Raw genomic sequence first — 12,295 nt, 5'->3', positions numbered from 1 at the left:
CGCGGAGGCGGGCGGAGGCGGGGGTACGGGTGGGGAGTTCAGCGGCGGTGGGATGGCTGACCGCGGCCCTGGTGGCGGCGTGCGCGGCCGCGGGGTGGCTGGCGGTGCTGCTGGCGCGCGCCCGGCGGGCGCACCGGGCGGCCGTGGAGGAGCGGGGCTGGCTGCTGGAGCGGGAACGGGAGAGCGCGGCGCGTACCGCGGTCGACGCGGAGCGGTCCCGGATCGCGGCGGAGCTGCACGACATCGTCAGCCACAACGTGAGCCTGATGGTCGTCCAGGCCGGGGCGGCCCGCGAGGTGCTGGCCGCGCTGCCCGACGAGGCCGCGGCCGCGATGGCCGCCGTCGAGACCGCGGGGCGGGACACGATGACCGAACTGCGCCATCTGCTCGGCCTGCTGGCCCCGGCGCAGAACGGCGAGGACGCGCCGTACGGTACGGATCGGTACGGTGCGGGCTCGGGCGCCGTGGATCCGTACGGTACGGATCCGTACGGTACGGTCCTGGCGCCGCAGCCGAGCCTGCGCCGGCTCAGCCCGCTGATCGACCGGGTCTCCTTCGCCGGGCTCTCCGTGGAGGTGCGGATCTCCGGGGAGCCGCGTCCGCTGCCGGCCGGTGTCGACGCCACCGCCTTCCGGATCATCCAGGAGGCGCTGACCAACGCGCTCAAACACGGGGACGGGGTGAAGGCCGAGGTGACGGTGCGGTACGCGGAGCGCAGCCTGCGGGTCGAGGTGCTGAACAGCGGGCCGAGCACGCTCTCCGGCGGTGGGCCGGCCCCCCGTGACCGGACGGCCGGGAGGCCGGCGGACGGTACCGGCCGGGGGCTGATCGGGCTGCGGGAACGGGTGGCCGTCTACGGCGGCGACCTGGACGCCCGGCGCCGGCTCGGCGGCGGCTACCGCGTGCGCGCCCGGATCCCGCTGGACCGGCCGTGACGGCGTTGGCGGCAACACCGGGTGCCGGGATGCCGGGGGCCGGGCCGGGGCCCCGGGTGGTGATCGCCGACGACCAGGAGCTGGTCCGTACCGGCTTCTGTCTGATCCTGCGGGCGCGCGGAATCGATGTCGTCGGCGAGGCGGGCGACGGGGCCGAGGCGGTGGCGGCGGTGTCCGAGCTGCGGCCCGACGTCGTGCTGATGGACATCCGGATGCCCGTGATGGACGGTCTGGAGGCGGCCCGGCGCGTGCTCGCCCGGGCCCCGGAGTGCCGGGTGATCATGCTGACCACGTTCGACCTCGACCACTACGTGTACGCCGCCCTCGCCGCCGGTGCCAGCGGCTTCCTCCTGAAGGACGTCACCCCGGCGCATCTCGCCGCCGCCGTGCGCCTCGTCGACACGGGCGACGCCCTGCTCGCGCCGTCGATCACCCGCCGTCTGGTGGAGCGCTTCGCGGAGTCCGGTCGTCCCCCGCGCGCGGCCCCGGGCGGCCGTGCCCCGGCCGTGCACCGTGATCTCGCCACGCTGACGCCCCGCGAGCACGAGGTGCTGACCCTGCTGGGGCGGGGGCTCTCCAACGCCGAACTGGCGCGGGCCCTGACGCTCAGCGAGGCGACGGTGAAGACCCATGTGGCCCGGATCTTCGCCAAGCTGGCCCTGCGGGACCGGGCCCAGGCGGTGGTCGTCGCCTACGAGACGGGACTCGTCGCCCCCGGCGACCACGACCCGCCCTCCTGGACGGGCTCGTAGGGCCGCGCGTAGGGACCCTTCGCCGTTACGACTGGGACTGGACGGCGGCGCCGTCCTCCTGCGACCGGTTGGCCTCCAGCCGGGCCTTCGCGGTGCCGACCTTGCCGACGATCTGCTCGGACATGGCGTCACGCTGCTTGCGCAGCAGCACGAAGCTGAGCGGCGCCGAGATGACGATCGCCAGCAGCAGCACCCAGATGAAGTTCGAGTCCCCGAGCCCCTTGGGCAGCACACCGAACTGGACCAGTCCGGCGACGACGACGAAGCTTCCGACGAAGATGCCCAGGCGCATCGCGGTGTACCGGAGGGTGGCGCCTGTCTTCACAGCGGTCACAGCGGGCCTTCTCTCTCTTCCTGGATGTCCGAAAGGCGTACGAACAGTGAAGCACGCCCCGTTCAGTGCCGGTTCAGCGGGAGCAGCATCGTGATGTCGTCGCGGTCGTCGCCCGGGGCGACCCGGATCGCGTCCGGCACCCGGCCGACCTCCTTGTAGCCGCAGGCCGTGTAGAACGCGTCCGCGCCCGTGCCGCCCCGGCAGGTGAGCCGTATCGCCTCGATGCCGTCGACGGAGCGCGCCGCGTCGGCCGCGGCGGCCATGAGGTCGCGGCCGTACCCCCGGCCCTGGTACCGGGGGTGGACCATCACCGTGTAGAGCCAGAGCCAGTGGCGCATCAGCCGGTGGGTGTTGAGGGTGAGGAACGCCACCGCGGCGACGTCCCCCGCCTCGTCGTACCCGACCAGCAGCCGGGTGCGGCCCTCGTCCATCGACGCGAAGTGCCTGACCAGCTCGGGCCGGATGTCCTCGGCCGTCACCGGCGGCACGAACCCGACCGCGCCACCGGCGTTGGAGACGTCCGTCCACAGCGTGAGGAGCCCGTCCCGCAGGGCGCGGTCCACCGCCGGATCCAGCTCGAACGTGAGCGCCATCAGAACCCCCGCCTCAGAGCCGCATCGCCTGCGGGGTCTCGCGGCGGTCCGGGTCCGGGCCCGGGTACTCGCGGATGATCTCGTACCGGGTGTTCCGCTCGACGGGGCGGAAGCCCGCGTCACGGATGAGGTCGAGCAGGTCCTCCCGGCCGAGCTTGTTGGGCGTGCCGTAGTTGTCCGCGTCGTGCGTGATCTTGTACTCGACGACCGAGCCGTCCATGTCGTCCGCGCCGTGCTGGAGCGCGAGCTGGGCGGTCTGCACGCCGTGCATCACCCAGAAGACCTTGACGTGCGGGACGTTGTCGAAGAGCAGCCGGGAGACCGCGAAGGTCTTCAGCGCCTCGGCCCCCGTCGCCATCGAGGTGCGCGCCTGGAGGCGGTTGCGGATCTTGCCGTCCTTCATGTCCACGAAGTCGTGCTGGTAGCGCAGCGGGATGAAGACCTGGAAGCCGCCGGTCTCGTCCTGGAGCTCACGCAGCCGCAGCACGTGGTCCACCCGGTGCCGGGGCTCCTCGATGTGCCCGTACAGCATCGTGCACGGGGTCTTGAGCCCCTTCTCGTGCGCGAGGCGGTGGATGCGCGACCAGTCCTCCCAGTGGGTCCGGTGGTCGACGATGTGCTGCCTGACCTCCCAGTCGAAGATCTCGGCGCCGCCGCCGGTGAGCGACTCCAGGCCGGCCTCGATCAGTTCGTCGAGGATCTCGGAGGCGGAGAGCCCAGAGATCGTCTCGAAGTGGTGGATCTCGGTGGCGGTGAACGCCTTGAGGGAGACCTGCGGGAGGGCTTCCTTGAGCGCGCTGAGCGAGCGGGGGTAGTAGCGCCACGGGAGCGTCGGGTGGAGGCCGTTGACGATGTGCAGCTCGGTGAGGCTCTCGCCCTCCATCGCCTTGGCGAGGCGGACGGCCTCCTCGATGCGCATCGTGTACGCGTCCTTCTCGCCCGGCTTGCGCTGGAACGAGCAGTACGCGCACGACGCGGTGCACACGTTCGTCATGTTGAGGTGCCGGTTGACGTTGAAGTGGACCACGTCACCGTTCTTGCGGGTCCGTACCTCGTGGGCGAGCCCGCCGAGCCAGGCGAGGTCGTCCGACTCGTACAGGGCGATGCCGTCCTCGCGCGTCAGCCGCTCACCGGCCAGGACCTTGGCTTCCAGCTCGCGCTTGAGGCCTACATCTTGGACAGATGCGGTCATCAGGCCGCCTCCCATACGTCTACCAATCGGGCCAGTCGAGCCTACGCCCCCGGACCGACAGAACCCGAGGCGGCCCTCCGTCCGCCCCTTCTCACGCCTCCGCGCCCCGCTTCCCGGTCAGTCCTCGGGCAGTTCGCCCACCCGGTTCTCCCACTTCGTGGAGAGGACGATGGTCGTACGGGTCCGGGAGACGCCCTTGGTGCCGCTCAGCCGCCGGATCGTCTTCTCCAGGCCGTCGACGTCGCTCGCGCGGACCTTGAGCATGAACGAGTCGTCGCCCGCGATGAACCAGCAGTCCTCGATCTCCCCGAGGTCGCGCATCCGGCGCGCCACGTCCTCGTGGTCGGCGGCGTCGGAGAGCGAGATCCCGATCAGCGCGGTGACCCCGAGGCCGAGCGAGGCGGAGTCGACCGTGGCGCGGTAGCCGGTGATGACGCCCGCCGCTTCGAGCCGGTTGATGCGGTCGGTGACGCTGGGCCCGGAGAGCCCGACGAGCCGGCCCAGTTCGGCGTAGGAGGCTCTGCCGTTCTCCCTGAGGGCCTGGATGAGCTGCCGATCCACGGCGTCCATATGCCTGAAACCTTCCATTGTTCAGCAATCCCGCAAAGTTATAGAGAGAATCTAAGGCATGAAGAGGTGAAGTCCTGCGAATTTAGCAAACCGGTTCAGGAAATGATCAGCCGAGCCTCACCGCTCGCCGGAGTCTCCCGGGCTCCCCGAGCCCCCCGCGCCTCCCAGCTCCCCCTCCCAGCGGCGGTACAGCCCGTGCGCCACCCCCGCCGCGTCCAGCACCCGCCCCGCGACGAAGTCGACCAGGTCCTGGATGTGGGTCGCGCCCGCGTAGAACGCCGGGGAGGCGGGCAGTACCACGGCGCCCGCCCGGTCCAGCGTCACCAGGTGCTCCAGCGTCTGCCCGTTCAGCGGCGTCTCCCGTACGGTGACGACCAGCTTCCGGCGCTCCTTCAGCGTCACGCTCGCCGCGCGCTGGAGCAGGTCCTTGGAGAGCCCGAGCGCCACCCCGGCCACGCACGCCGTGGACGCGGGGACGATTAGCATGCCCTTCGACGCGTACGAACCGGAGGACGGCCCGGCGGCCAGGTCCCCGGCGGCCCAGTACCGTACGTCCGAGAGGTCGGGCGCCGACCCGCCGGTGAAGGTGTCGGGCTTGCCGTCGGCGCCGCGCGCCAGCCAGGCGGCCAGGTCCTCCCGCCAGTGCGCGTCCCGGAAGCCGGTGCCCGTCTCGTCGAGCAGGGTCAGCCGGGACGCCCTGCTGACGACGAGGTCGACGCTCTCACCGGCCGCCAGCAGCCCGCGCAGCACGGCGGCGGCGTACGGCGTCCCGGACGCGCCGGAGACTCCGACGACCCAGGGCCGCCTCGGCCGCCCCGTCGGGCTCGGGGTGCGGTGGTCTGCGTACGATCCGGGCTTCACGGCACCGAGCCTATCCGGCGGTCCCGGCCGGGAACCGACGGCCGGGTCCCGGACGTTCTCCGCACAACGGAACACATGGATCACCGTGGACCTCAGGGGGGCCTGCGATGCCGTACTCGCCCGTCGACCCGACCACATCGACCCCGCGCACCCGCACCGACCGGGTGAAGGGCGCGGCCGCTCTCATGGCCGGCTGGGTCGCGCTGCTCTGGGTCCTGGAGGCCTTCAACAGCGCGACGGGCTCGCTGAGTACGTACGGGCTGAGCCCGCGCGAGTTCGGTGAGCTGCGGGACGTCATCCCGATGGCGTTCCTGCACCACGGCTTCGACCACCTCGCGTCCAACACCGTGCCGCTGCTGATCCTCGGCTTCCTCGCCGCGCTGAACGGGCTGCGCCGGTTCGCCGCCGTGGTGCTGACGATCATGGTCGTCGGCGGTCTCGGCGTCTGGCTCACCGCCGCCGACCACTCCGTCACGGCGGGCGCCTCGGGCGTGGTCTTCGGCCTGCTCGGCTATCTGCTGGTGCGCGGCTTCGTGGACCGCAGCGCGGTGGACATGGTGACGGGGCTGCTGGTGCTGGCGGTCTACGGCTCGGCGCTCTGGGGCGTCCTGCCGACCAACCCGGCGGTGAGCTGGCAGGGCCATCTCTTCGGGCTGATAGGCGGCGTCATGGCGGCCTTCATGTACCGCAGGAAGCCGCCCATGAACGAACTCATAGGCTGAGGCGGCTCAGGGCCGCCCCGGGGCCTGTCACAGAGTGAGGCCGCGCACCAGCAGATCCAGCAGGGCGCACACGAACAGGGCGATCCCGATGAACCCGTTCACGGAGAAGAACGCCCGGTTCAGGCGCGACAGGTCGTGCGGCTTCACGATCGTGTGCTCGTAGAGGAAGGCGCCCACGACGATCACCAGCCCGGTCCAGAAGAACACCCCCGCGCCGGTGGCCAGCGCGTACCAGACCAGCAGCACCGTGGTCACCACATGGGACGCGCGCGCCCCGTACAGCGCCGCGGGGATACCGAAGCGCGCCGGCACGGACAGCACCCCGTGCGCCCGGTCTGCCTGCACGTCCTGGCAGGCGAAGATCAGGTCGAAGCCGCCGATCCAGATCCCCACCGCCAGGCCCAGGATCACCGCCTCCCACGACCAGCTCCCGGTGACCGCGAGCCAGGCGCCGACCGGGCCCATGGCCTGCGCGACCCCGAGGATGGCGTGCGGGAAGTTGGTGAACCGCTTCCCGTACGGATAGACCACCATCGGGATCACGGCGATCGGCGCGAGCGCCAGACAGAGCGGATTGAGCGCCGCCGCCGCCCCGAGGAATATGACGACGGCGATCAGCGCGCCCGTCCACGCGGAGCGCACGGAGACGGCGCCCGTCACCAGCTCGCGCCCCGCCGTGCGCGGATTGCGCGCGTCGATCTCCCGGTCGATGATCCGGTTGCACGCCATCGCGAACGTACGGAGCCCGACCATCGCGACCGTGACCAGCAGCAGCCGGCCCCAGTGGACGGTCCCGTCGAGCTGGAACATCGCGGTCAGCGCGGCGATGTAGGCGAAGGGCAGCGCGAAGACCGAGTGCTCGATCATCACCAGCCGCAGGAACGCCTTCGTCCGGCCCGGCTGCGGTACTGCCGCCGCTGCGCTGGTCACAGCCCGTACTCCCTCCACCGGCGGTCGACTTTCGCCGCCGTCTCCGGGTCGGACTCGACCATCTCCGGCCAGCCGCCGTCCCGGGTGTACCCCTCCTCGGGGAGCTTGCGCGTCGCGTCGATCCCCGCCTTGCCGCCCCAGAACTGCTGGTACGACGCGTGGTCGAGATGATCGACCGGGCCCTCCACGACGGTGAGGTCGCGCGCGTAGTCGGTGTTGCCCAGCGCCCGCCAGGACACCTCGTGCAGATCGTGCACATCGCAGTCCGCGTCGACGACCACGATCAGCTTGGTCAGCGACATCATGTGCGCGCCCCAGATCGCGTGCATCACCTTCTGGGCGTGCTTGGGGTACTTCTTGTCGATCGAAACGATCGCACAGTTGTGGAACCCGCCCGACTCGGGCAGGTGGTAGTCCACGATGTCCGGCACGATGATCTTCAGCAGCGGCAGGAAGAACCGTTCCGTCGCGCGCCCCAGCGGCCCGTCCTCCGTCGGCGGCCGGCCGACCACGATCGACTGGAGCAGCGGCCGCTCCCGCATCGTCACACAGTCGATGGTGAGCGCGGGGAACTCCTCCTGCGGGGTGTAGAAGCCGGTGTGGTCCCCGAACGGGCCCTCCGGCAGCGTCTTCCCGGGCTCCAGCCACCCCTCCAGGACGACCTCGGCGTTGGCCGGGACCTGGAGCGGCACGGTCTTGCAGTCGACCATCTCGATCCGCTGCCCCTGCACGAACCCCGCGAACAGGTACTCGTCGATGTCACCGGGCAGCGGCGCGGTCGAGGCGTACGTCACAGCGGGCGGGCAGCCGAACGCGATCGCGACCGGCAGCCGCTCCCCGCGCTTGGCCGCCACCTGGTAGTGGTTCCGGCTGTCCTTGTGGATCTGCCAGTGCATCCCGATGGTGCGCCGGTCATGGCGCTGGAGCCGGTAGAGCCCGAGATTGCGGACACCGGTCTCCGGGTGCTTGGTGTGCGTCAACCCGAGGTTGAAGAAGGCCCCGCCGTCCTGGGGCCAGGTGAACAGCGCGGGCAACTGGTCGAGATCGACGTCGTCACCCGTGAGGACGACATCCTGGACGGGCGCGTGCTTGATCTTCTTCGGCGGGACATGGGTCATCGCGCCGAGCTTCCCGAACGCCTCGCGCACCCCGATGAAGCCCTGCGGCAGTTCGGGCTTGAGCAGTCCGCCGATCTTGTCGCTGATGCCGCTGTACGAGGTGAGCCCGAGCGCCTTGAGCAGGCGGCGGTCCGTCCCGTACACGTTCATCGCCAGCGGCATGGACGAGCCGCGCACGTTCTCGAAGAGCAGCGCGGGCCCGCCGGCCTTGTTCACCCGGTCCACGATCTCCCCGACTTCCAGATGCGGGTCGACTTCGGTCTTGACGCGCTTGAGGTCGCCGTCGCGCTCCAGCGCCCGGAGGAGCGAGCGAAGATCGTCGTAAGCCATACGCTCCAGTATCTGCTACTCGGTACGCTGGACTTGTCACGGGGGCCGCGATCCGGTCTCGAACTCCACTTACCAGGGGGAGCTCCATGCTTCGGGTGCTGATGATTCTGGTGCCGCTGGCTCTCAGCATCTACGCGTTCATCGACTGCATCACCACCGAGGAGAAGGAGATCCGGTATCTCCCGAAGCCCATCTGGGCGACCCTGGTGCTGCTCTTCCCGCTGGTCGGGTCGGTGTCCTGGCTGATCGTGGGGCGCGAGCGGACGCCGAAGGCGCGGGGCGGCGGCTGGGTGGCGCCGGACGACAACCCGGACTTCCTGAACTCCCTCAAGGACAAGAAGCACGACGACGAGGGCGCCGGTGCCGACGACGCCGCCCAGGACAGGGCCGCCAAGACGCCCGAGGACGACGACTCCACGCACCTTGAACGGTGGGAGGCGGATCTGCGCCGCCGCGAGGAGGAGATCGAGCGGCGCGAGAAGGGCGGCGGCAGCGCCGACGACACCCCGCCGAAGCCCTGACGGCCGTGACGGGACCGGGCACGACGCGGGCGCGCGAGTGGCTGGCGACCGCCGTCGCCGAGGCGCGGGCCGGGCTGGCCGAGGGCGGCGTCCCGATCGGCGCGGCGCTGTACGGCGCGGACGGGACCCTGCTCGGCCGGGGCCACAACCGCCGCGTACAGGACGGCGATCCGTCGCTGCACGCCGAGACGGCCGCGTTCCGGGCGGCGGGACGGCAGCGCTCGTACCGGGGCACGACGATGGTGACGACACTCTCGCCGTGCTGGTACTGCAGCGGGCTGGTACGGCAGTTCGGGATCTCGCGCGTGGTGATCGGCGAGGCGGAGACCTTCCACGGCGGCCATGACTGGCTCGCGGAGCACGGCGTGGAGATCATGCTGCTCGACGCGGCGGAGTGCGTGGCGCTGATGCGGGAGTTCATCGCGCGGAGCCCGGAGCTGTGGCACGAAGACATCGGCGAAGACATCGGCGACATCGGCCAGGACATCGGCGAGGGCTGAGCCCCCCGGTGACGGCAGAGACCGCCGTACGACAGGGAGGCGCCCCGCGCGGAAGTGATCCGCGCGGGGCGCCTCCGCCGATGTGTACGCGTCAGACGCCCGCGTACGAGTGCTTCCCGTTGACGAAGATGTTGACGCCGTAGTAGTTGAACAGCCAGCAGCCGAAGGCGATCAGCGCCAGATAGGCGGCCTTGCGGCCCTTCCAGCCGGCCGTCGCGCGCGCGTGCAGATACGCGGCGAAGGCCACCCAGGTGATGAAGGACCAGACCTCCTTGGGGTCCCAGCCCCAGTAGCGGCCCCACGCGTCGCCCGCCCAGATCGCGCCCGCGATGATCGTGAAGGTCCAGAGCGGGAACACGGCGGCGTTCACGCGGTACGCGAACTTGTCGAGCGTCGGCGAGGCGGGCAGCCGCTCCAGCACGGAGGTGGCGAAGGCGCCCGGCTTCACCCCGGCGGCCAGCTTGGACTCGTACCGCTCCCGGAAGAGGTAGAGCAGCGTGGCGACCGCGCCGACGTAGAAGGCCGCGCCGCAGAAGATCGCGGTGGAGACGTGGATCCACAGCCAGTACGAGTGCAGGGCCGGCACCAGCTGGTCGCTGGCGGTGTAGAGGACGGTGACCGCGAGGCCGAGGTCGAGCAGGACCGTGGTGATCAGCGGCAGGCCGAGCCAGCGGACGTTCTTCTTCATCAGGAGGAGGCCGAGGTACACCCCGACGACGACCGTGGTGAAGGTGATGTTGAACTCGTACATGTTGCCCCACGGCGCCCGCTGTACGGACAGCGCGCGGGTGACCACACCCGCCGCCTCGATCGCCCAGGCGAGGACGGTGAGGGAGACGGCGATCCGGCCGTACAGGTCGCCCTGTTCGTCACCGCCCGCCGCGCCGGGGCCGTCCGGGAGGTCGCGGGCCCCGGTGGCGGAACGGGTGATGATCTTCGGCCGCTCCAGGACGGCGGTGGCCCCGCCCCGCTGCTCGGCCTTGATCCGTACGGCGTTCGCCGCGCCGCCCTTGGCGTCACCGGTCAGGGCGGCGGCCGTACGGGCGACCTTGCTGCGGCTGCCGAACAGCCACTCGGCGATATGGGCGAAGAACGCCAGCATGTAGACGGCCATCGCCGAATAGATCAGGACGTTGCTGGTCTGCGCCAGGCTTTCGTTGGTTGCTGCGGCGGCGAGAGTCACTTCTCGGCCCCTTCGGCTTCGTCGGTCTCACGTGCGGCTGCAGGCGCGCTGGGCGCCTCTGAATGGAGGGTGTGGGCCAGTTCGGCCAGTTCCTCGGGGAGCTTGGCGGACTCGCTGCGGCCGAGGCCCGCCATCTCGACAACGGTGACGCCGTCGGCGCCCCGCACGGCCCGGACCCAGACCCGGCGCCGCTGGATGAAGAGCGATCCGGCCAGCCCCCCGATGGCCCCGACCGCCCCGGCGAGCGCCCAGGCGTCACCGGGCTGGTGCGAGATCTGGAACGTCGCCCACTCCTTGACGTCCTTCTCGAAGGTGATCGATCCGGCGCCGTCCGGGAGCGTGAGCTTGTCGCCCGGCAGCAGGGTCTTCTTCAGCACGTCGCCCTTGGCGTCCTTGAACGCCTTCATCTTGCGGGTGTCGAGCTGGTACACGTTCTGCGGCATCCCGGCGTCGACACCGAGACTGCCGTGGTACGCGCCCACGTTGAGCACCGGGAAGTCGAGTGCGGGGAACCGCGAGAACATCTTGTTCGCGCCGCCCTCCCCGCCGCCGTAGGTGGGCACGAAGAACGCGGCGAAGCCGAGCTGTTCCTTCTTGCCGTTCTTGTCCCGGTAGCCGTCCATCACCTTGATGGCGCCGGTGGACGAGACATTGCTGTCGATCGGCAGCAGCGGCACCGCGCCGTTGAAGACCACCTCGTCGCGGCCGTCCCTGACGGTGACGACGGGCGCGTACCCGTGACCGATCAGATAGACCTTGGAGCCGTCCACCTCAAGCGGCTTGTTGACCTTGATGACCGACTTGCGCTCCTCGCCCTCCGCGCCGTCGGTGTAGTGGATGTTCGCCTGGTACGTGCGGGGCGTGCCGAGCTGGGGGCCGTTGCGCTCGTACGTACCGACGAACTTGTCGAGCCGGAAGCTGAAGGGCGCGAGGTCGTTCGTGTCGAAGAGGGAGCCGGACCTGAAGTCGTCGTACTGGGTGAGGGTGTTGGCGAAGCCGTCGCCCTCGACGACGAGCTTGCCGCCCTCGGACTTGTAGAGCTGGCCGGCGGCGAAGGCGAGGAGCATCACGATCAGCGAGATGTGGAAGATCAGGTTGCCGGCCTCGCGGAGGTACCCCTTCTCGGCGGCGACGGCGTCACCGACGGTGTGGGCGCGGAAGCGGCGCTTCTTCAGGATCGCGAGGGCGGCGGTACGGGCGTCCTCGGGCTCGGCGGTGGTGCGCCACGTGGTGTACGCGGGCAGCCGGGTGAGCCGCTTGGGGGCGCCCGGCGGGCGGCCCCGCAACTGGCCGACGAACTGCCAGGTGCGCGGGACGATGCAGCCGATGAGCGAGATGAACAGCAGGATGTAGATCGCGGAGAACCACACCGAGCTGTAGACGTCGAAGAGCTGGAGCTTGTCGTAGATCGGCGTGAGCGTCTCGTGGCGGTCCTTGAAGTCCTGGACCTTGAGCTCGTCGACGCTGGTCTGCGGGATCAGGGAGCCGGGGATGGCGCCGAGGGAGAGCAGGAAGAGGAGGATCAGCGCGACGCGCATGGAGGTGAGCTGCCGCCAGAACCAGCGGGCCCAGCCGATGATCCCGAGGGTGGGGCCGCCGCCGACGCTCTCGTAACGCTCCTCGCGGGGGGCGGTGGAGAGCTGGGAGCCGGCGGCGCCGAGTTCCCGGGCGTCGGCGGGATCGGTACGGTCGCGACCGACCTCCCCCTCCGTGCCCTTTTTATCCTTTTCCGTGTCCGTGTCGCTCATGGAATT

14 protein-coding genes are annotated in these 12,295 nt (G+C 70.5%); 5 read left to right on the top strand and 9 right to left on the bottom strand.

The genetic code is table 11. The features are described from left to right. Positions 1-47 precede the first annotated feature (47 nt). Both ACFTZC_RS29915 and ACFTZC_RS29910 read left to right on the top strand, forming a co-directional pair. A complete protein-coding gene (locus ACFTZC_RS29915; protein ID WP_382894946.1) occupies positions 48-935 on the top strand; it encodes a sensor histidine kinase in 888 nt (295 codons plus the stop codon). A gap of 29 nt (positions 936-964) precedes the next feature. Continuing rightward, positions 965-1,687 (top strand): response regulator, encoded by a 723-nt coding sequence (locus tag ACFTZC_RS29910; RefSeq protein ID WP_382895020.1) that lies wholly within the window; start codon positions 965-967, stop codon positions 1,685-1,687. 25 nt (positions 1,688-1,712) lie between these two features. Here the strand turns inward: ACFTZC_RS29910 and ACFTZC_RS29905 are convergent, their stop codons facing one another. The 5 genes from ACFTZC_RS29905 to ACFTZC_RS29885 form a co-directional block, all read right to left on the bottom strand. Continuing rightward, positions 1,713-2,021: a DUF4229 domain-containing protein gene (locus ACFTZC_RS29905; protein ID WP_382894944.1), complete on the bottom strand. Its 309-nt coding sequence runs from the start codon at positions 2,019-2,021 to the stop codon at positions 1,713-1,715. A 62-nt stretch (positions 2,022-2,083) separates the two neighbouring features. Continuing rightward, a complete protein-coding gene (locus ACFTZC_RS29900; RefSeq protein ID WP_382894942.1) occupies positions 2,084-2,614 on the bottom strand; it encodes a GNAT family N-acetyltransferase in 531 nt (176 codons plus the stop codon). Positions 2,615-2,627: 13 nt separating this feature from the next. Beyond that, positions 2,628-3,821 (bottom strand): aminofutalosine synthase MqnE, encoded by a 1,194-nt coding sequence (gene mqnE, locus ACFTZC_RS29895; RefSeq protein ID WP_382894940.1) that lies wholly within the window; start codon positions 3,819-3,821, stop codon positions 2,628-2,630. A gap of 102 nt (positions 3,822-3,923) precedes the next feature. Then, positions 3,924-4,376 (bottom strand): Lrp/AsnC family transcriptional regulator, encoded by a 453-nt coding sequence (locus ACFTZC_RS29890; RefSeq protein WP_382894938.1) that lies wholly within the window; start codon positions 4,374-4,376, stop codon positions 3,924-3,926. Positions 4,377-4,493: 117 nt separating this feature from the next. Beyond that, the gene (locus ACFTZC_RS29885) at positions 4,494-5,237 is read right to left on the bottom strand and encodes a UbiX family flavin prenyltransferase (RefSeq protein WP_382894937.1); all 744 of its coding nucleotides are present in this window, start codon (positions 5,235-5,237) and stop codon (positions 4,494-4,496) included. A gap of 107 nt (positions 5,238-5,344) precedes the next feature. On the opposite strand from ACFTZC_RS29885, the gene ACFTZC_RS29880 reads away from it, so the two are divergent. Continuing rightward, positions 5,345-5,959, top strand: coding sequence for a rhomboid family intramembrane serine protease (locus ACFTZC_RS29880; RefSeq protein WP_382894935.1), 615 nt, complete (start codon positions 5,345-5,347; stop codon positions 5,957-5,959). A 27-nt stretch (positions 5,960-5,986) separates the two neighbouring features. Here the strand turns inward: ACFTZC_RS29880 and mqnP are convergent, their stop codons facing one another. Together mqnP and ACFTZC_RS29870 are read right to left on the bottom strand one after the other, a co-directional pair. Continuing rightward, positions 5,987-6,889, bottom strand: a complete 903-nt coding sequence (gene mqnP, locus ACFTZC_RS29875; RefSeq protein WP_382894933.1) for a menaquinone biosynthesis prenyltransferase MqnP — start codon at positions 6,887-6,889, stop codon at positions 5,987-5,989. Next, on the bottom strand, positions 6,886-8,337 hold the full coding sequence (locus ACFTZC_RS29870) for a menaquinone biosynthesis decarboxylase (protein WP_382894932.1): 1,452 nt from the start codon (positions 8,335-8,337) through the stop codon (positions 6,886-6,888). The genes mqnP and ACFTZC_RS29870 overlap by 4 nt, the downstream gene beginning before the upstream one ends. An 86-nt stretch (positions 8,338-8,423) precedes the next feature. Between ACFTZC_RS29870 and ACFTZC_RS29865 the strand changes: the two genes are divergently transcribed. Then, complete coding sequence (locus tag ACFTZC_RS29865) at positions 8,424-8,858, top strand: PLD nuclease N-terminal domain-containing protein (protein WP_382894930.1); 435 nt, start codon at positions 8,424-8,426, stop codon at positions 8,856-8,858. Between the two features lie 5 nt (positions 8,859-8,863). Then, positions 8,864-9,358 (top strand): nucleoside deaminase, encoded by a 495-nt coding sequence (locus ACFTZC_RS29860; RefSeq protein ID WP_382894928.1) that lies wholly within the window; start codon positions 8,864-8,866, stop codon positions 9,356-9,358. A 91-nt stretch (positions 9,359-9,449) separates the two neighbouring features. Here the strand turns inward: ACFTZC_RS29860 and ccsB are convergent, their stop codons facing one another. Both ccsB and ACFTZC_RS29850 read right to left on the bottom strand, forming a co-directional pair. Continuing rightward, positions 9,450-10,541, bottom strand: coding sequence for a c-type cytochrome biogenesis protein CcsB (gene ccsB, locus ACFTZC_RS29855; protein WP_382894926.1), 1,092 nt, complete (start codon positions 10,539-10,541; stop codon positions 9,450-9,452). Further along, positions 10,538-12,289 (bottom strand): cytochrome c biogenesis protein ResB, encoded by a 1,752-nt coding sequence (locus ACFTZC_RS29850; protein WP_382894924.1) that lies wholly within the window; start codon positions 12,287-12,289, stop codon positions 10,538-10,540. The genes ccsB and ACFTZC_RS29850 overlap by 4 nt, the downstream gene beginning before the upstream one ends. Between the last annotated feature and the right edge of the window lie 6 nt (positions 12,290-12,295).

The sequence above is a fragment of the Streptomyces sp. NPDC056987 genome (assembly GCF_042673865.1).
Lineage (GTDB): Bacteria > Actinomycetota > Actinomycetes > Streptomycetales > Streptomycetaceae > Streptomyces.
This window is presented reverse-complemented; position numbering and strand designations above follow the sequence as displayed.

What these genes read in the sequence shown, in the direction of transcription:
- ACFTZC_RS29910 (WP_382895020.1), top strand. Translation starts at nt 965, where the DNA reads ATGCCGGGGGCCGGGCCGGGGCCCCGGGTGGTGATCGCCGACGACCAG.
- ACFTZC_RS29900 (WP_382894942.1), bottom strand. Translation starts at nt 2,614, where the DNA reads ATGGCGCTCACGTTCGAGCTGGATCCGGCGGTGGACCGCGCCCTGCGG.
- mqnE (WP_382894940.1), bottom strand. Translation starts at nt 3,821, where the DNA reads ATGGGAGGCGGCCTGATGACCGCATCTGTCCAAGATGTAGGCCTCAAG.
- ACFTZC_RS29890 (WP_382894938.1), bottom strand. Translation starts at nt 4,376, where the DNA reads ATGGACGCCGTGGATCGGCAGCTCATCCAGGCCCTCAGGGAGAACGGC.
- ACFTZC_RS29880 (WP_382894935.1), top strand. Translation starts at nt 5,345, where the DNA reads ATGCCGTACTCGCCCGTCGACCCGACCACATCGACCCCGCGCACCCGC.
- ACFTZC_RS29870 (WP_382894932.1), bottom strand. Translation starts at nt 8,337, where the DNA reads ATGGCTTACGACGATCTTCGCTCGCTCCTCCGGGCGCTGGAGCGCGAC.
- ACFTZC_RS29865 (WP_382894930.1), top strand. Translation starts at nt 8,424, where the DNA reads ATGCTTCGGGTGCTGATGATTCTGGTGCCGCTGGCTCTCAGCATCTAC.
- ACFTZC_RS29850 (WP_382894924.1), bottom strand. Translation starts at nt 12,289, where the DNA reads ATGAGCGACACGGACACGGAAAAGGATAAAAAGGGCACGGAGGGGGAG.